We start from the raw sequence: 17,911 nt of genomic DNA, 5'->3' as shown, positions 1-17,911 counted from the left end.
TATAGTTAAGACTAATGGATTTAGCAACTTTCACTATTTTAAGGAAGGGGTATAAATTTAAATCATGCCAGATAGTAAATTTTATAGTAATCCATATGTCACTAAATCCATAAAGTATATAAATGACAATATAAAAAGGAAACTAACAATTGAGGAACTTTGTGAGAATGTACACTTATCTAAATTTTACTTTCTACGCATATTTAAAAAGGAGACTGGGATAACACCTTATAGATATATCTTAGATTGTAAAATTGAAAATATAAGGAATGATTTGTATAATGGTCTTGATATTAATACATTAGTAAGTAAATATGAGTTTTATGATTTGAGTCATTTAAATAAAAGTTTTATAAAAATTTATGGAATAACTCCATTGGAATATATAAAAATAAATAAAAATGGTAAATAATGTATGATAATGTTTGGGACATCAAAAGATAGTGTTATAATTATATTACTACTATTTTATAATCAGGAGAGGATATCATAATGGAAGTTATTGAAGTAATTGAAATTGTAACTAGATCATTGTATGTCACCGTAATAGCAACATGTATAGCTACTATAGTTGGGGTTTTTTTTAGTATAATTATATATTTAAATAATTTTCCTTTTAAGAAAACTATTACTACGATAGTAAATTCATTAATGAGTACTCCTCCAGTTATTATGGGGTTAATAGTATTTATATTGTTATCAAGACAAGGCCTTTTAGGAAAATTTCAATTACTGTTTACATCGCAAGCAATGATAGTAGCTCAAGTTTTTTTATTAATTCCCATTTGTATGAGTTTAACACTAGACTGTTTAAATAAATTTGGTAAAGAGATATTAGATACATGCAAAATACTTCAGGTTGGTAAAAAAGATACTATTCTTATTTTTATAAGAGAAATAAGATATCATATAATAACTGTTATTATAGCGACTTTTGGTAGGGGAATATCAGAAGTAGGAGCGGTAATGTTAGTAGGAGGCAATATAAGAGGAAAAACAAGGGTTATGACCACTTATATAGCACAGTCTACATCAATGGGAAATTTTGATGAATCTTTAATGATAGCAGCAATACTAATATCTATTTCATTTGTATCGACTTATTTTATTAGAAGATTACAACGAGATGAATAACTTGGAGCGGATTTATGATAAAAATAAAAAATATAGAAAAACAAATTAAATATCAGAAACCATTAAAAATAGATAGTTTAGAAATTGAAAAAGGATGTATTTACACTATCTTAGGTCATAATGGAAGTGGTAAGAGTACTTTATTAAAAATACTATATAATCTAACAAGTCATGATAATGGAGAAATAGATATAGAATCAAATGGTTTTTCATCGGAAATATGTCAAAATTATATAGCATATAACCCTCAAAAACCTTGTTTTTTAAGAGGAACTTTGGAAGAAAATTTTAATTATATTTACAAATATAGTAGCAATAAAAATTTATTAAATAGAAATCAATTAAAAGATTTAATAAGTGAGTTTAAATTAGAAAATAAACTAAATGTAGATGTTAGAAAGCTCTCTGGAGGAGAACAAGCAAAAGCTCAATTTATAAGAACCTTATTATTGAATAAAGATTATATTTTATTGGATGAGCCCATGGCAAGTTTAGACTTTGAAACGAGAGAACTTGTAGAAAAAAAAATTAGACAGCTAAAAAAAGAAAATCGAGCTATTGTACTAGTTACACATGATTTTATACAAGCAAGAAAAATTGGAGAAAAAATTATATTTATGGAAAATTTGAATTTAATTGGAATATATAACCCAGTAGAATTTTTTGATAAGATTATGTAGTTAAATTTACTAGATAGACAAATTTTTATAATTTTTCTATAGATAAAATTTTTAATTTAAGGGGGAGTTTTGATGAAGAAGGGTATTATAAGTATTATTACGGCGGTAATGATTTCTATTTCTATGGTAGGGTGTTCTTCTACGAGTACTGATGATAAAAATAAAGATGAAGCATCTACAGCACAAGAATTAACATTAGTAACAACAACAAGTTTAGATGATACAGGATTTTTAGCTGAGACATTAAAAGGTTTTGAAGAAGAAAATGGAGTGAAAGTAAATGTTGTAGCAAAAGGTACAGGAGAGGCCTTAGAACTTGGGAAATCAAAAGATGCAGACATATTATTTGTACATGCTAAACAAAAAGAAGAGGATTTTATAAAAGAAGGATATGGAATTGATAGAACTGAAATAATGTATAATTACTTTATAATAGTTGGGCCAAAAGATGATCCAAATAATGAAAAAATATCTAAATTAAGCGCTTCACAAGCATTCAAATACATAAGTGATAATAATTTAGTATTTACATCTAGGGGAGATGAATCAGGAACTCATACTAAAGAAAAAAGTTTATGGGAAGAAAGTGGATCAAAAAATGATTTTGAAAACTATAATGAAGTAGGTAAAGGAATGGCAGCTACTTTACAAATGGCAAGTGAAATGAAAGCATATTGCTTAACTGATATAGGTACTTTTTTAGCAACTAGAGATAACTTAGATTTAGAAGTAGTAAAAGATGCTGATGATAGCTTGAAAAATGTTTATAGTATTGTAACAATAAGTGATTTAGATAAAGATAAAGAAGGAATAACAAATAAATTAGTGGAGTACTATAAATCAGAAGATATACAAAATCAAATAAAAGAATATGGAGTTAAAGAATATGGAGAACCTTTATTCTTTGTATTTGAATAATATATGATTACGAGCCTTGTCTTTAAATTTCTACATTTAGAGACAAGGTTTTTTTAAATAAAAGTAGAATATTATAATTATGCTAAATCTTTGTGGAGGTAGTTATTTGAAAAGACAATTAACAGTAAATTTAGAATCTAAAGAAATAAATACAAGTTATATAGAAAATGATGACATAACTAGTGAAAATGATGATTTAATCTTTTCTACATCTTTATTAAGTGGATATCAAATTATTGGTGTTAATAGAATTGAAGTCTGTACAAAAAATATAAAATCAAAGGCTGGTGGTTATTTTTCTCATTATTTAAAATGTAATAACTATGATTTAATTAGGATTAAAGGAAAATCAGATATGCCTGTGTTTATTTATCTTAATAAGAACTCGGTCAAAATTTATGATGCTGAAGAAATCTTTTTTATGAGTTATAAAGATAGCAAAGATGTTATAAAGAAAATATTGGGAGAAGAAAATATAGAGATGTCTAGTATATCTACAGCAGGGGCTCATAAACTAGATTTTTCTAAAATAATGTTTGGAGAAAAAAAATCTTGTGGTAAAGATGGTTTAGGTAAAATTATGGGAGAGAAAAATCTTAAAGCTATTGTGGTAAAAAAACAAGAATCTTTGAATTCACATGATGAAATTATTTTAAATAATATTAATGAAAAAATAAATGATAGATTAAACAAAGATGATTTAAATTCATATTTTTTGGATGAAAATAACTGCTATGGATGTAATATAAACTGCAAAAGTACATCAATACAAAAATTGACAAAGAGGGGAATAGACAATAAAAGAGCTGAAGTAATTGATAATGTTTGTAATGAGTATGGTATGGATAGTATTACATTTACAAAATTTTTTGATGGTGAAGAAGATATTTATAAATTAGCTGATAATATAATTAAAAATCCAAATGAATATAAAATAGATCATAATTCAAAAAAGGTAACTAAAAAAGAAGAAAATATATTCGATAAATTAGGGTTTTGTAGATTTTTAATAAATAAAGATATACTAACAAAAAAAGAATTAGAAGAATTAATTAAATTAGTTGAAAATTAAAGTTTAAGGGAGAGGAATATGAAGCTATTTGATGTAGTAAGCACTAAAGAGGCGCTTAATGTAATGAAAGAAAACTTTTCATTTAAATTAAGTGAGGAAAAAGTTAGTTTTTTTAATAGTGTAAATAGATATGTTAGTCAAGATATAGAATCAGAAATTAATGTTCCACATTTTAGGAAGTCTTTAGTAGATGGATATGCAGTATTAGCAAAGGATGTTTTTTTAGCAAGTGAATCAAATCCAGTACCGTTGAATTTAATAGGAGAAAGTTATATGGGGGAAATATGTAACAAAATATTAGACTCAGAAGAAGCTGTATATGTACCTACTGGTGGAATGGTGCCGGTTAATGCTGAAGGTGTAGTTATGATAGAGTATGCTGAAAAGCTAGGTGAGGATACTGTATTAATTGAGAAGGGTGTATCGTTAAATGATAATATTGTGGAGATAGGTGAGGATATAAAAGAAAAAGAAAGAATTTATGAAAAAGGACATCTTATAAATGAAAGGGATATAGGTGTATTAGCAGGAGCGAATATAAATAGTATACCAGTCTATAAAAAAGTAGTTGTAGGTATAATCTCTACCGGTGATGAAATATTAGATCTAGATGAGGGGATAAGAGATGCAAAAATAAAAGACATTAACTCTTATATGCTTTATGGGCAATTAAGTAAAATTTCATGTGAACCTATAATTTACCCTCCTGCAAAAGATAACTTAGAAGAAATAATAGAATTAATGGATAAGGCTATAAATGAATGTGATATGGTATTAATATCCGGTGGTAGCTCTGTTGGGAAAAAAGATGAAACTATAAGGGCAATTGAATCATTTGAAAATAGTAAAGTATTAATAGAAGGGATTGCGATAAAGCCAGGAAAGCCTACAATAGTAGCAAGTGTTAATGATAAATTAATATTAGGTTTACCGGGTCATCCGCTTTCATGTGGATTCGTTGTAGAAGCTATAGTTAAGCCATTTATATTATCTTTGTTTAATGCTAAGAAGGATAATAGGATTATTTTATGTGAGTTTGCTTACAATTATCATAAATCAAAAGGAAGAGAAGAATATATAGCTGTAGATATAAAAGAAGAAAGTGGAAAAATAATATGCGTACCAATATTTGCAAAATCAAGCGTGATTAAACATTTTGCAAATTGCGATGGATATTTGAAGATAGATAGAGAATTAGAAGGTATACATAAGGGTGAAATTGTAAAAGTGAATTTATTTTAATTAAAGGGGGAGTATCATGGGGAAATATTTATCAAATATACCTTTACAAGAAGGAATAGAAAAATATTGTAAGTTCTTAGATATCAATAAAGTTAGAGATACGGAGTACATTGATGTAGAAAAATCACTTAATAGAATGAGTAGTGAAGCGATTTATTCAAATTTATCTGCGCCTTTTTATAACTGTTCAGCAATGGATGGAATAGCAGTAAAAGCTGAATCAACATTTTTAGCAAATGAACAAAATATGATTATGCTGGAAGAAAGTAAAGATTACATAGTAGTTGATACAGGCGACCCTATACCAAAGGAATTTGACGCAGTAATCATGGTTGAAGATTTACTAGAAAAAGAAGATAATAGTGTGAAAATAATTAAGCCTGCTATACCTTGGCAACATATAAGATGCCTAGGTGAAGATGTGGTAGAAAAAGAAATGATTATTCCATCTTTTCATACAATAAGACCACAAGATATTGGTTCAATGATAAGTGGTAAGATAGATAAAATACAAGTATTTAAAGAGTTTAAAGTAGGAATAATCCCTACAGGGACTGAACTAATCGATAGACATGAAACTCCTAAAATTGGAGATATAATAGAGTTTAATTCTAGACTGTTTGAAGGATTAATACTAGAATATGAAGCAGTTCCAATTATATATCCTATAGTAGAAGATAATTATGAAAAGATAAAAACTAGTGTATTAAGAGCACTAGAAGAATGTGACATGGTTCTTATTAATGCAGGATCATCTCAAGGAAGAGAAGATTTTACTTATGACATAATTGAAGAGCTTGGTGAAGTTTGTATTCATGGCCTAGCAATAAAACCAGGTAAGCCTGCTATTTTAGGTAAAATAAATAATAAAGCTGTAGTTGGAATACCAGGATATCCAGTTTCTGCGTGGGTAGTTATGGAAAATATCGTAAAGCCAGTAATTAGGAAATCTATATATAAAGAAGTTAAGGAAAAGGAAAAAATTGAAGCAACATTAAGTAAAAGAGTTATGAGTACTTTAAAATATGAAGAATTTGTTAGAGTAAAGTTAGGGCTAATTAATAATAAATATGTAGCAACTCCAATAAAAAGAGGTGCAGGTACTATAACAACTTTGGTAAATGCAGATGGTGTTATAAGGATTCCTCAAAATGTAGAAGGTATAAACGAAGGAGAAAAGGTAGATATAGAATTATTAAAAGATATAAGTGAAATAAATAATACTATTATATCTATAGGAAGTCATGATATAGTTATGGATATTATTAATGATGAATTAATTAAAGAGTCTTTTGGTAAAGTTCATTTAAGCTCTACTCATGTAGGTAGTTTCCAAGGTTTATTATCAATAATAAAAGGTGAAAGCCATATAGCACCAATACATTTATTTGACGTTGAAAGTGAAACTTATAATATACCGTTTATAAATAAATACGTAGAAGAAGATGTAGCTTTAATTAAATTAGTAAAAAGAACACAAGGAATAATAGTAAAGAAAGGGAATCCATTAAATATTAAGTCAGTAAATGACTTAATTAATGTGAGATATATAAACAGACAAAAGGGATCAGGAACAAGAATTTTATTTGATTATCTTCTAAAGAAAAATAATATTAATAAGGATGATATTAACGGTTATGAAAGGGAAGAGTTTACTCACATGTCTTTAGCAAAAGCTATAGAAAATGGAGATGCAGACTGTGGACTTGGGGTATACTCTGCAGCTCATATTTTTGATTTAGATTTTATACCAATTTGTGAAGAAGAGTATGATTTATTATTGAAAAAAGATATGTTAAATAGTGAATATATAAATTCCCTATTATGTACAATAAATAAAGAATCTTTTATAAACAAAGTTAAAAGTTTAGGGGGATATAATTTAGAAAATATGGGAGAAGTAGTTTATATAAAATAATACTTATAATTGCATGATAAAAATACATGAGTATATTTTCATTATGAAATAAAGAAGGACTGATTATTCATAAGAATACAGTCCTTCTTTATTTTATTCGAACAATATTCTATGGGGATTAGTATAAATATTCATTTTTTTGCCTCGAACAAAGCCTACTAAAGTAATATTTAATTTTTGAGCAGTTTCTATTACTAAACTTGTAGTAGCAGATTTAGCGACAATGACTGGTACCTTGACTCTCGCAGCTTTTTTTACCATTTCAAAAGAAAGTCTACCACTGACAAATATAACTTTATTATCAAGTGGAATATCGTTTAATATACAGTGGCCTATGGCTTTATCCATGGCATTATGTCTAGCCACATCTTCACAAGCAATTACTAGTTTATTATTTTCATAAATACCAATACAATGAACACCAGCAGTATTTTTGAATAGTTGAGAAAAATTTAGATTATTTTCCATTGTCTCATATATGCTACTGACGCTTATTTTTAAATTATCATTACAAATAGGATTAGTTTTTAGAAAATCATAGTCATTTAGATAAAGGGTATTTTCATCATCATTAACTATAGGCTCATCGATGTTTACATAAGCAATTTTTTTACCATGATTTATTTCAAAGTTTAAAATATCTTCTTTACGACTAATCAAATTTCTAGAACATAAATATCCAACAACTAATTCTTTTAGTTTATAAGGAGAACATAAAAAGGTGTTTTCGTATTTTCCATTAATAACTAACCCGAGTGGAAATTCTGCAACAACCGTATCGCTAATTTTAGTACTGTCTAAATGATTTACCCTTATCAAAGGGAATTCAAAAGAATAATCGTATTCATAATTAGCCAAATAATTATTATTTTTTTCGTTGAAATTTGTCATTAAAAAACCTCCAAATAAGAAATATATAAATATAAGATATAGATAAATGTAGAGAAAAATTATATTGTGTCACTTATATAATACTTTAATTGTATCAGTTTTATTTTTGTTATAGGCTCATATAATAAAAAATATTAAGAACTTATTTTGGCATTAAGAATAATGTATACATGTTCGAAAACTAATTATTTCTGTTAAATATTGCTATAATTAATATAAGGCAATAAACTTGTAAGAGGGGGTTACTTTTATGGAAAAAAGATTTTTGACACCCAAGGAAATAGCTAATGCAATGGTAAATGTTGGAGTTGGGAAAGCCAACTTAAAAACATCAGCAATGATTTATTTAGGTATTTTAGCAGGCATGTACATAGGATTTGGGGGACTGGCTAACACAATAATAAGTCAAACTTTAGGTAATATAGACCCAGGTTTGGCTAAGTTTGCTGGTGCAGCAGTTTTCCCTGTTGGACTTATATTAGTAGTTGTTGCAGGAGCAGAATTATTTACTGGAAACAACTTAATGACATTAGCTGTTATGAACAAAAAAATTACTTTATCACAAATGTTTAGAAACTGGGGAGTCGTATGGGTAGCTAACCTAGTTGGATCTGTATTTTTAGCACTAATAGTATTTTATGGTGGTGTTTTAGGTGGAGATGCAGGAACAAAAGCTATAGCAATAGCTGAGAGTAAAGCATCTTTAGATATTATGGCATTAATATTTAGGGGAATAATGTGTAATATTTTAGTTGTACTAGCAGTATGGATTGCAGCATCTGCTCAAGATGTAATATCAAAATTGTTTGCTTGTTGGTTCCCAATAATGCTATTTGTACTATGCGGATTTGAGCATAGCGTGGCAAACATGTTCTTTATACCAATGGGAATGTTATTAGGAGCTAAGGTTACTATGGCTGCATTAATAAAAAATTTAGTATTTGTAACAATAGGTAATATACTTGGAGGAGCTATAATAATACCATTCTTGTACCAAAACTCATACTTAAAAGAAGAAAAGCAAGTTTCTAAACAACAGTCATAAATAAAAATATAATTTAAGATATAAAAATACTACCTTTAAATTAAGAAAGGTAGTATTTTTTATTTATGGAAAAAATTATATTATAATTTGATAGTGGCAGATTTTCTTTTATTTTTTATAGATTGAGACAAATCCTCCTCTGTTACAATTTTAAATGCAGAGGTTGGGCATACTCTTACACAAGCAGGGCCTTCATCTGAATTTTTACAAAGGTCACACTTATTAGCTACCATTTTTTCTATACAAAATAATTTATCATTTGGAATATTTTCTAAATTAACTAGTTTTCCTTTTTCTGTGTCATTTAAATTAATGGCACCAAAAGGACATGCTAACATGCAGTTTTTACATCCGATACATTTTTCCTCATTAACAACTATGGAATTATCTTCTTTTGTAAGAGCATTATGAGGACAAGCTTTTGCACAAGGAGCATCTTCACACTGTCTACATTGTATAGGAGCACTGACTTGAGCATTTTTTACCACTTCTAATTTTGGATTAAAATTTATATCTTTTGGATCTTGATAGAATATATCTTTATTGCTGTGTTCAACTACACAAGCTATCATACAAGTTCTACATCCGATACACTTTAGTGGGTCGGCTATAACAAAATAATTCATTTAGTTAGCCACTTCCTTTCCTATACAATATTTAGTGTGTAGTAAATGATGAGACACACTTCCTAAAGGCTCTTTCAAGAAATCCTCATATATCTTAGTTATTTCTGGATTTTCATGAGATTTTCTAAGAGGTAAGTTTTTATCATGATTATAAGTAGCATCTGCTCTATTTTTATAAGCTAATTCTCTATACTCTTCTAATAATAACTTAGGTTGACCACCACCACTTACACATCCTACAGGGCAAGTCATGACCTCTATAAAATCTAGGTTTAGTTTACCAGCCTTTAAATCTTCTAAAACAGGGACAACATTTTTAAGTCCTGTAACAATACCGACATTCAATGTTAAATCTCCAATTTTTATTTCTGCAGTTCTGAAACTTTCTGATCCTCTAACTGCAGGTATATCTATACTTGGAATTTTATCTCCAGTTATAACTTCGTAACCAGTACGAAGAGCAGCTTCCATAACACCACCAGTAACACCAAATATAGTACCAGCACCAGTGTATATTCCTAAAGGAGTTTCAAACTCACTTTCTTCGAGAGTATTAAAATTAATACCAGCATCTTTTATTAAGTATGCTAACTCTCTAGTAGTTAAAACAACATCAACATCTCTGTATCCGCTAGATTTCATTTCTGGTCTATCACATTCAAATTTCTTACATGTACAAGGCATAATAGAAACACTATAAATATCTTTTGCTTCAATATTATTAATTTCTGCTCCATAAGTTTTGAAAACAGCACCAGCCATTTGCTGTGGCGATTTACAAGTAGATAAGTGGTCTGTTAACTCAGGATAATTATCTTCTAAAAACTTAACCCAAGCAGGACAACAAGATGTGAACATTGGTAAAGTTCCGCCAGTTGTAACTCTTTTAATTAACTCATTTCCTTCTTCCATAATAGTTAAGTCTGCTGCAAAGTTTGTATCATAAACCTTATCAAATTTAAGAGCTTTTAACGCAGCAGCCATTTTACCTGGAGTTAAAGAACCTAATTCCATTCCAAAGTCTTCACCAAGAGCCACTCTAACAGCAGGGGCACATTGAACCATAGTTATTTTACTAGAATCTTTTAAAGCTTCTTTTACTCTATCCACATCACATACATTATTTGCAGCAAATAGAGGTTCATTAATTATTTCAGGCAACTTTCTTTCAGATTTTTTATTTTCTATAAGTTCTTCACCATGATCAATAATAGAGGCATAAGACTTACAAACCTGAACGCACTGACCACAAACTACACAACGGTCTTCATTTATTTTTTGTGGCTTGCCAGCTTCTCCTTCAATTGCAAAGGCAGGACATACTTTTACACATTCTTGACATCCTGTACATAAATCTTTATCTATACTAACTATCATACTTTTATCCCCCTTATCCTATTTAGTAGCTGACAATAAATTTAAAGCAGCTTTAATGTTTTTCTCTTTTTTATCTTCAAGAGGAGTAACAAGTCTTAAAGCTTCATTAGGACATGCATTTACACAAGCTATTTTGTCATTATCTTTGCATAAATCACATTTATAAGCTATTTTTTTGCTTTCATTTATTGCAATTTGCTCAACAGGTTTATTATCTTTAAATTGGGCTAATAAGTCGATAGCTCCAAAAGGACATGCAAGTAAGCAAGTTTTACATCCTATACATTTATCATCATCAACAATTACAATACCATCAACTCTTGAGATTGCTTTTACAGCGCAGATATTTAAACAAGGAGCATCCTCACAATGTCTACATTGTATTGGCATACAAATATCATCATCTTTAACTAAATAAAGTCTTGGAATTACAGGAATCTCTACAGTACCGACTGTATAGCTTACAGAGTTACTTTTTTTTGTGTGAGTAGTAAAACAAGCTACTTCACAAGCTCTACAACCAGTACATTTACTAGAGTCAGCAATTACAAATGAGCCTAATTTATTTTTCATACTATTTCACCTTTCTTTAATATAATAATTCATTAAAATTTAGATTGAATGTCTCCTTGATTAGATATTTTTAACACCCATTTTGACTTTTAAATCTTTATAAGTATTTTTTACGCATTCTTCAGCATAGTTTTGATCTTCTATTTTTTCTACTTTAACAGCACAATATTTATATTCTGGAGTTTTTGAAATAGGGTCAAGACTAGATATTGTAAGTTCATTACAAGCACCTACCCACCATTGATAAGTCATATAAGTAGCTCCTTCTTGAACTCTATCTGTTACTAAAGCTCTTGTTAATACACTACCTCTTCTAGAACTTACTCTAATTATCTCATTATCTGTAATACCAAGTTTTTGTGCATCTTTATAATTAATTTGTAAATACCCAGGTTCATCCTCCAATTGAGAAAGAGTTCTACAGTTACCAGTCATTGTTCTAACAGAGTAATGTCCAACTTCTCTTACAGTTGATAAACTAAAAGGATATTCATCATCTTCTATTTCATAAGGAGGTCTCCATTCAGTTGCAAATAATTTACCTCTACCGTTATCAGTAGAGAAATTACCATCTTTGTGAAGGAACATAGATCCTTTATCTTCATCAGATTCACTTCTACATGGCCACTGAACACAACCTAGTTTTTCTATTTTTTCGTAAGTTGCACCGAAGAAGCTAGGAGTTAAACTTCTCATTTCATCCCAAATTTCTTTTGTGTTATTGTAACTCATAGGATATCCCATGGCAGTAGAAACTCTACATATAATATCCCAGTCAGTTTTTACGTCACCTTTAGGTTCTACAGCTTTTCTAATTCTTTGGAAACCTCTATCAGCACAAGAATAAACACCATCGTGTTCACCCCAAGATGTGGCAGGCAAAATAACATCTGCATGAAGAGCAGTTTTGTTCATAAATATATCTTGTACAACGACAAATTCACAAGCATCCAAAGCCTCCCTTACTTCACCTGCATCTGGATCACTTTGAACAGGATCCTCACCAAATATATAGTAAGCCTTTATTTTATTTTCTTCTAAAACAGCATGTGGAACTTCAGTTAATTTAACACCTATTTCAGATGGAAGGGTAACACCCCAAGCTTTTTCGAATTTTTCTCTGATTTGAGGATTAGTAACTTTTTGATAACCTGGATAAACATCTGGAAGAGCACCCATATCACAAGCGCCTTGAACATTGTTTTGACCACGAACTGGTCCAATACCAACATTTGGTCTTCCTAGGTTTCCTGTAAGTAAAGCCAAAGAAGCTAAACCTTTAACTACATCAACAGCTTGTGAGAATTGACAAACACCCATGCCGTATAGAATCATAGAATCTTTTGCCTTTGCATATTCTCTCATGGCTTGTCTTATGGCGTCAGCTGATATATTAGTATATTTTTCTGCATATTCAGGAGTATAAGGAGCGACAATTTTTTTATATTCTTCAAAATTGTCAGTATGATTTGCTACGAAGTCTTTGTCATATAGATTTTCATTTATTAAAACATTACCAAAGGCATTAACTAAAATCATATTAGTTCCACCTTTTAAAGCTAAATGCATATCAGAGATTCTTGCAGTTTCTGTAACTCTAGGGTCAACAGTTATTATTTTAGCTCCTTTTTCTTTTGCTCTAACAATTCTTCTTGCAACTATAGGGTGAGAATCGGCACCATTATATCCGAATACAAGTAATAAATTTGCATCTTCAATTTCAGGTATAGAGTTAGACATTGCACCACTACCTAATGAGTAAGCCAAACCGGCTACAGATGGGGCATGTCAAACACGGGCGCAGTGGTCTACATTATTAGTACCTACTGCAGCCCTCATAAATTTTTGCATAATATAGTTAGCTTCATTACCTGGTCCCCTGGCAGAACCAGTTCCCATTATTGAATCTGGGCCATATTTTTCCTTTATGTCTTTTAGTCTGGAAGCTGTATAAGATATGGCTTCATCCCATTCAACTTCTTCTAAAACTCCATTTCTTCTGATTAAAGGTTTAGTAAGTCGTGGAGTTAAAATTTGTGGATCATTTAGAAAATCCCATCCATAATGTCCCTTAAGGCATAGTGTACTTTCATTTGTTCTTCCTTGGGCAGGTTTGCTTTTTATGATTTGATTTTTTTCTTCATCAACAACTAGATAGAATTGGCATCCAGCACCACAGTAAGGACAAGTGGTTAAAACTTCTTTTTCCATGAGTTTATCCCCCTTATTTTAAAATACTTTACTGATAAATATAATATTTGCTCAATATTAATGAAAATATTGAGCAAACTAGTAAACTTAAATATTAAGTAAAAATGATGAAGACTTTTTATGATGTATGAATTAAAATTTATCAATTAAATTAATCTTATATATAGCAATGTTAAAATATGCTAATTTAATTGTATCACCTATTTTTTCCAGATTCAACTTTAAGAAATGTAAAATTAATTTTAATTAGAACTTAGCACAATATTGTTTTTATTAGACTTACAAATTGTAAATTTAAATATTAAATGAGATTATGATTTATTTTATAAAAAGAGCAAGGCTTATATAGTAGAAAATCAAGACGCTTGTTTAGTACTTGGTATTTAAGAAATTTTCATTAAATATTATAAAGATATGTGGTAAAATCATTTTATGATTAAAATTTATCCTTTTTTAAGTAAAAGCATATACTAAAAGTAAGGATAAAACGTATAGCTTGATGCTATGTAAATATTTGTAAGATAAAGTCAATTATTGATTAATAAAGCTAATGATTTGGGAGGAAAATAAATGAATAAGGAATTTATATATAGAGAGTTATTAAATATATTAGATGAAGAATGTATAAAGGTTGATGAGCCTATGAAAAAACATATTTCATTCAAAGTTGGAGGACCAGCAGACTTTTTAGTTAAGCCAAAAACAGAAGAGGAATTAAGTCAAATTATAAAGTTTGTTAAAAAAGAAAATATACCATTTTTAGTTATAGGAAATGGCTCAAATCTTCTTGTAAAAGATGGAGGTATAAGAGGTATAGTTATAGAATTATCAGATAACTTTAATAATTTTGAAATAGATGGAACAATAGTAAAGGCTCAAAGTGGAGCATTACTTGCTGTATTAGGAAGAAATGTAATGAAAAGTTCATTAACAGGATTTGAATTTGCAGCAGGAATACCAGGTACTTTAGGAGGAGCATTAGCAATGAATGCAGGTGCCTATGGTGGAGAAATGAAACAAGTAGTTAAAAGTGTAAGACTTATGGATATGGATGGAAATATATTTGAATTATCGAATGAAGAAATGCAATTTGGGTATAGAAAAAGTATATTATCAACGAAGAACTATATAGTTTTATCTGCGGTAATGGAATTAAAAGTAGGAGACCTTGATGAAATTAAAGATATAATGGCTGACTATTCTAATAGAAGATCAACTAAACAGCCTTTAAACTTCCCAAGTGCAGGAAGTACTTTCAAGAGACCAGAAGGTCATTTTGCAGGAAAACTAATCGATGATTGTGGACTTAGAGGATTAAGCTTAAGAGGTGCACAAGTATCAGAAAAACACTGTGGATTCGTAATCAATTCAGGAGATGCCACAGCAAAAGATATATTAGATTTAATATTTATAGTAAAAAGCACAGTAAATGCTAAATTTGGTATAATGTTAGAGGAAGAAGTTAAAATTCTAGGAGAGGACTAATAAATGAAAATTCTAGCTGATTATCATACACACACTATATATAGTCATGGTAAAGGAACAATAGAAGATAATGTGAAAGTAGCTATTTCAAAAGGGATTGAAACTCTTGGAATATCTGATCATAGCTATGGACATTTAACTTATGGAATTAAGAAAGATAGTATATTTAAAATGAGAGAAGAAATAGACTTTCTTAATGAAAAATATAAAAATAAGATTAAAATTCTATTAGGGGTAGAAAGTAATATATTAGATGATAAAGGAAATATTGATTATGATGATAAAATAGGAGCAGTATTAGATTATGTTATGGCAGGGTATCACTTTGGATCGAAGCCGACAAATTTAAAAGGTCTATTTAATCATGCTAATAATTATATTTTTAAGTCAAATAAATCAAAAGAATATAATACCCTGGCAATAATAAATGCTATGAAAAATAATGATATATTTGTTATTACACACCCTGGAGACAAGGGTGATGTATATATAGAAGATGTTGCAAAAGTTGCAAAAGAAACAAACACTAGGTTAGAAATAAATAGTAGTCACAAATTTTTAAATGTAGATCAATTAAAAAAAATTGAGCATATAGAAAATATGTTTATAGTAGGTTCTGATGCTCATATTCCACAAAATGTAGGTAACTTTGATTTAGCGTTAAATACTATTAAAGAAGCAAAAATTGACTTATCATTAATAGAAAATATTAAATTTTGATAAAAAGGGAGTTTACAAATGAAGTTTATAATAGTTACTGGACTTTCTGGTTCTGGAAAAAGTGAAGCGATGAGAGCTTTAGAAGATATGGGCTTTTATTGTGTAGATAACTTACCACCTACTTTAATTCCTAAATTTGCTGAATTATGTTATCAATCTAATTCAACTATAGACAAGGTGGCATTAGGAATAGATGTAAGAGGAAGAAAGTTTTTCGAAGCATTACATGAAAGTTTAAATACCTTAAGAAAAGATAAATATCCTTTTGAAGTGCTGTACTTAGATTGTGCTGATGATGTTTTATTAAAAAGATATAAAATGACAAGAAGAAACCATCCTCTGGCAATTAATAGACAGATACCAGAAGGTATAAAAATGGAAAGAACAATACTGGAACCATTAAAAGAAATTGCGGACTGTATAATAGATACGTCTAATATGAAACCTAAGGACCTTAAGGAAGAAATAAGCAAAATTTATGCACATGGAGAAGTTAATAATAACTTAACTATATCTGTAGTTTCATTTGGATTTAAACATGGAATACCTTCAGATTCTGATTTAGTTTTTGATGTGAGATTCCTGCCCAATCCATATTATGTTGATGAATTAAGAAGTAAAACAGGTGAAGACCAAGAAGTTAGAGACTATGTTATGGATGCAGATATAAGTCATCAATTTTATGAAAAATTAATAGATATGATTAACTTTTTAGTTCCGCAGTATATCGAAGAAGGTAAACACCATTTGGTTATAAGTATAGGATGTACAGGTGGAAGACATAGATCTGTAACAATAAGTAATCTTATAAGCGATGAACTAATGAAACAGGGATATAGAGTAGTTAAGAAGCATAGAGATTTTATGCTAAGATAGGCGGAGGCAGCTATGAAATATTTGGCTTATATTATAGATATTCTAGGTATGGTAACTTTAGTTCTAGGGATAGCTTTTTTTATAAAAGCAAAAAAACAAGTAAAAAAAGATAAAGATAATGAAAGAAAAACTATAAAAGATAATAAGGCTCATGTAGTCGTTATTGGAGGAGGAACAGGTCAATCAATTTTCTTAAGAGGTCTTAAGAAAATTACCCCTAACATCACTGCAGTAGTTACTGTTGCTGATGATGGTGGAGGATCTGGAGTATTGAGATCTGACCTAGGAATGTTACCGCCAGGTGATATAAGAAACTGCTTGTTAGCTCTGGCTAATACAGAGCCTACTATGCAAGAAGTAATGCAATATAGATTTGAAGAAGGTGGTCTAAAGGGTCAAAGTTTTGGAAACCTTTTTTTAGCAGCTATGAATGGTCTATATGGAAACTTTGAAACAGCTGTTTACAAATTAAGTGAGATTTTTAATATAACAGGTAGGGTTTTACCAGTTACATTAGAAAGTATAGACTTGATTGCTAAATTAAATAATGGAAATATAATCAAAGGGGAATCTAAAATTCCTAAGGAAGTAAGGAAACAAAAAAGCAAAATTGAAGAAGTATATTTGGAGCCTAAAGATGCGAAACCATTAGATGATGTGATTAATTCTATTTATGAAGCAGATTACATTATAATGGGTCCAGGCAGTTTATATACTAGTATAATACCAAATTTATTGGTAGAAGGTGTAGTTGAAGCTATAAAAGGAACTAATGCAACAAAAATATATATTCCTAATGTAATGACACAACCAGGTGAAACCGATGGATATAATGTACTGAATCATGTTGAAGCTATAAACAAACATACAAAAGAAAATTTGATTGATTATGTTATAGCTAATGATGAAATAATACCTGACAATCAATTTGAAAAATATAAAAAAGATGGAGCAAAACAAGTATTATTAGATAAGAAGCAAAAAATTGAATTAAAGAACATGGGAATCAAAGTAGTCGAAGGAGATTTAATAGAAATTAAAAATGACTATATTAGACATCACGCAGATTCTATATGTGAAGTAATCAATAATTTGGCACTAAGTCATGATTATGACAGGGCAAGGTAAAAAAGGATTTTAAAA

Annotated in this window: 17 protein-coding genes; 12 read left to right on the top strand and 5 right to left on the bottom strand. The window is 29.3% G+C overall.

Features of this window, described 5'->3' with window-relative positions; all coding sequences use genetic code 11:
- The first annotated feature begins 64 nt into the window (after window positions 1–64).
- The 7 genes from NSA58_RS01640 to NSA58_RS01610 all read left to right on the top strand — a co-directional run bounded on the left by NSA58_RS01640 (window position 65) and on the right by NSA58_RS01610 (window position 6,964).
- Window positions 65–412, top strand: coding sequence for a helix-turn-helix transcriptional regulator (locus tag NSA58_RS01640; RefSeq protein ID WP_052233056.1), 348 nt, complete (start codon window positions 65–67; stop codon window positions 410–412).
- Between the two features lie 80 nt (window positions 413–492).
- Window positions 493–1,134 (top strand): ABC transporter permease, encoded by a 642-nt coding sequence (locus tag NSA58_RS01635; protein ID WP_052233055.1) that lies wholly within the window; start codon window positions 493–495, stop codon window positions 1,132–1,134.
- A gap of 14 nt (window positions 1,135–1,148) precedes the next feature.
- Complete coding sequence (locus tag NSA58_RS01630) at window positions 1,149–1,814, top strand: ABC transporter ATP-binding protein (RefSeq protein WP_039680398.1); 666 nt, start codon at window positions 1,149–1,151, stop codon at window positions 1,812–1,814.
- Window positions 1,815–1,886: 72 nt separating this feature from the next.
- The gene (locus NSA58_RS01625) at window positions 1,887–2,732 is read left to right on the top strand and encodes a substrate-binding domain-containing protein (RefSeq protein WP_039680397.1); all 846 of its coding nucleotides are present in this window, start codon (window positions 1,887–1,889) and stop codon (window positions 2,730–2,732) included.
- Between the two features lie 106 nt (window positions 2,733–2,838).
- Complete coding sequence (locus tag NSA58_RS01620; RefSeq protein ID WP_074080068.1) at window positions 2,839–3,804, top strand: aldehyde ferredoxin oxidoreductase N-terminal domain-containing protein; 966 nt, start codon at window positions 2,839–2,841, stop codon at window positions 3,802–3,804.
- 18 nt (window positions 3,805–3,822) lie between these two features.
- The gene (locus tag NSA58_RS01615) at window positions 3,823–5,046 is read left to right on the top strand and encodes a molybdopterin molybdotransferase MoeA (RefSeq protein ID WP_074429664.1); all 1,224 of its coding nucleotides are present in this window, start codon (window positions 3,823–3,825) and stop codon (window positions 5,044–5,046) included.
- Window positions 5,047–5,062: 16 nt separating this feature from the next.
- Complete coding sequence (locus NSA58_RS01610; protein WP_074429663.1) at window positions 5,063–6,964, top strand: molybdopterin biosynthesis protein; 1,902 nt, start codon at window positions 5,063–5,065, stop codon at window positions 6,962–6,964.
- Window positions 6,965–7,057: 93 nt separating this feature from the next.
- Here NSA58_RS01610 and fdhD read toward each other — a convergent pair whose 3' ends face one another.
- Window positions 7,058–7,855 carry a formate dehydrogenase accessory sulfurtransferase FdhD gene (gene fdhD, locus NSA58_RS01605; RefSeq protein WP_074429662.1) on the bottom strand — a complete coding sequence of 266 codons (798 nt, stop codon included), beginning with the start codon at window positions 7,853–7,855 and terminating at the stop codon, window positions 7,058–7,060.
- Window positions 7,856–8,105: 250 nt separating this feature from the next.
- On the opposite strand from fdhD, the gene NSA58_RS01600 reads away from it, so the two are divergent.
- Entirely contained in the window at window positions 8,106–8,900 is a 795-nt protein-coding gene (locus NSA58_RS01600) for a formate/nitrite transporter family protein (RefSeq protein WP_039680392.1), read from the top strand.
- A gap of 80 nt (window positions 8,901–8,980) precedes the next feature.
- On the opposite strand, the gene NSA58_RS01595 is transcribed toward NSA58_RS01600, so the two are convergent.
- Genes NSA58_RS01595 through fdhF form a run of 4 tightly spaced genes read right to left on the bottom strand, consistent with a single transcriptional unit; the run spans window position 8,981 to window position 13,687 of the window.
- Window positions 8,981–9,526: a 4Fe-4S dicluster domain-containing protein gene (locus tag NSA58_RS01595; RefSeq protein WP_039680391.1), complete on the bottom strand. Its 546-nt coding sequence runs from the start codon at window positions 9,524–9,526 to the stop codon at window positions 8,981–8,983.
- On the bottom strand, window positions 9,527–10,903 hold the full coding sequence (locus tag NSA58_RS01590; RefSeq protein ID WP_039680390.1) for a [FeFe] hydrogenase, group A: 1,377 nt from the start codon (window positions 10,901–10,903) through the stop codon (window positions 9,527–9,529).
- 18 nt (window positions 10,904–10,921) lie between these two features.
- On the bottom strand, window positions 10,922–11,476 hold the full coding sequence (locus NSA58_RS01585) for a 4Fe-4S dicluster domain-containing protein (RefSeq protein ID WP_039680389.1): 555 nt from the start codon (window positions 11,474–11,476) through the stop codon (window positions 10,922–10,924).
- Window positions 11,477–11,536: 60 nt separating this feature from the next.
- Window positions 11,537–13,687: a formate dehydrogenase subunit alpha gene (fdhF, locus tag NSA58_RS01580; RefSeq protein WP_079764790.1), complete on the bottom strand. Its 2,151-nt coding sequence runs from the start codon at window positions 13,685–13,687 to the stop codon at window positions 11,537–11,539.
- Window positions 13,688–14,257: 570 nt separating this feature from the next.
- Between fdhF and murB the strand changes: the two genes are divergently transcribed.
- From murB to NSA58_RS01560, 4 genes are read left to right on the top strand one after another with little or no spacing between them, the layout of a single operon-like run.
- Window positions 14,258–15,172 carry a UDP-N-acetylmuramate dehydrogenase gene (murB, locus tag NSA58_RS01575; RefSeq protein ID WP_039680386.1) on the top strand — a complete coding sequence of 305 codons (915 nt, stop codon included), beginning with the start codon at window positions 14,258–14,260 and terminating at the stop codon, window positions 15,170–15,172.
- A gap of 3 nt (window positions 15,173–15,175) precedes the next feature.
- Complete coding sequence (locus NSA58_RS01570; protein WP_039680385.1) at window positions 15,176–15,892, top strand: PHP domain-containing protein; 717 nt, start codon at window positions 15,176–15,178, stop codon at window positions 15,890–15,892.
- Window positions 15,893–15,910: 18 nt separating this feature from the next.
- Window positions 15,911–16,768 carry an RNase adapter RapZ gene (rapZ, locus tag NSA58_RS01565; protein WP_039680384.1) on the top strand — a complete coding sequence of 286 codons (858 nt, stop codon included), beginning with the start codon at window positions 15,911–15,913 and terminating at the stop codon, window positions 16,766–16,768.
- Between the two features lie 12 nt (window positions 16,769–16,780).
- Window positions 16,781–17,896, top strand: coding sequence for a gluconeogenesis factor YvcK family protein (locus NSA58_RS01560; RefSeq protein ID WP_039680383.1), 1,116 nt, complete (start codon window positions 16,781–16,783; stop codon window positions 17,894–17,896).
- Window positions 17,897–17,911 lie beyond the last annotated feature (15 nt).

This window comes from Terrisporobacter muris (genome assembly GCF_024621905.1).
GTDB lineage: Bacteria > Bacillota > Clostridia > Peptostreptococcales > Peptostreptococcaceae > Terrisporobacter > Terrisporobacter muris.
This window is presented reverse-complemented; position numbering and strand designations above follow the sequence as displayed.

Excerpts from the sequence above, each read along its gene's own strand:
- NSA58_RS01640 (WP_052233056.1), top strand. The coding sequence starts at position 65 with ATGCCAGATAGTAAATTTTATAGTAATCCATATGTCACTAAATCCATA.
- NSA58_RS01635 (WP_052233055.1), top strand. The coding sequence starts at position 493 with ATGGAAGTTATTGAAGTAATTGAAATTGTAACTAGATCATTGTATGTC.
- NSA58_RS01630 (WP_039680398.1), top strand. The coding sequence starts at position 1,149 with ATGATAAAAATAAAAAATATAGAAAAACAAATTAAATATCAGAAACCA.
- NSA58_RS01625 (WP_039680397.1), top strand. The coding sequence starts at position 1,887 with ATGAAGAAGGGTATTATAAGTATTATTACGGCGGTAATGATTTCTATT.
- NSA58_RS01615 (WP_074429664.1), top strand. The coding sequence starts at position 3,823 with ATGAAGCTATTTGATGTAGTAAGCACTAAAGAGGCGCTTAATGTAATG.
- NSA58_RS01610 (WP_074429663.1), top strand. The coding sequence starts at position 5,063 with ATGGGGAAATATTTATCAAATATACCTTTACAAGAAGGAATAGAAAAA.
- fdhD (WP_074429662.1), bottom strand. The coding sequence starts at position 7,855 with ATGACAAATTTCAACGAAAAAAATAATAATTATTTGGCTAATTATGAA.
- NSA58_RS01600 (WP_039680392.1), top strand. The coding sequence starts at position 8,106 with ATGGAAAAAAGATTTTTGACACCCAAGGAAATAGCTAATGCAATGGTA.
- NSA58_RS01595 (WP_039680391.1), bottom strand. The coding sequence starts at position 9,526 with ATGAATTATTTTGTTATAGCCGACCCACTAAAGTGTATCGGATGTAGA.
- NSA58_RS01590 (WP_039680390.1), bottom strand. The coding sequence starts at position 10,903 with ATGATAGTTAGTATAGATAAAGATTTATGTACAGGATGTCAAGAATGT.
- NSA58_RS01585 (WP_039680389.1), bottom strand. The coding sequence starts at position 11,476 with ATGAAAAATAAATTAGGCTCATTTGTAATTGCTGACTCTAGTAAATGT.
- murB (WP_039680386.1), top strand. The coding sequence starts at position 14,258 with ATGAATAAGGAATTTATATATAGAGAGTTATTAAATATATTAGATGAA.
- NSA58_RS01570 (WP_039680385.1), top strand. The coding sequence starts at position 15,176 with ATGAAAATTCTAGCTGATTATCATACACACACTATATATAGTCATGGT.
- rapZ (WP_039680384.1), top strand. The coding sequence starts at position 15,911 with ATGAAGTTTATAATAGTTACTGGACTTTCTGGTTCTGGAAAAAGTGAA.
- NSA58_RS01560 (WP_039680383.1), top strand. The coding sequence starts at position 16,781 with ATGAAATATTTGGCTTATATTATAGATATTCTAGGTATGGTAACTTTA.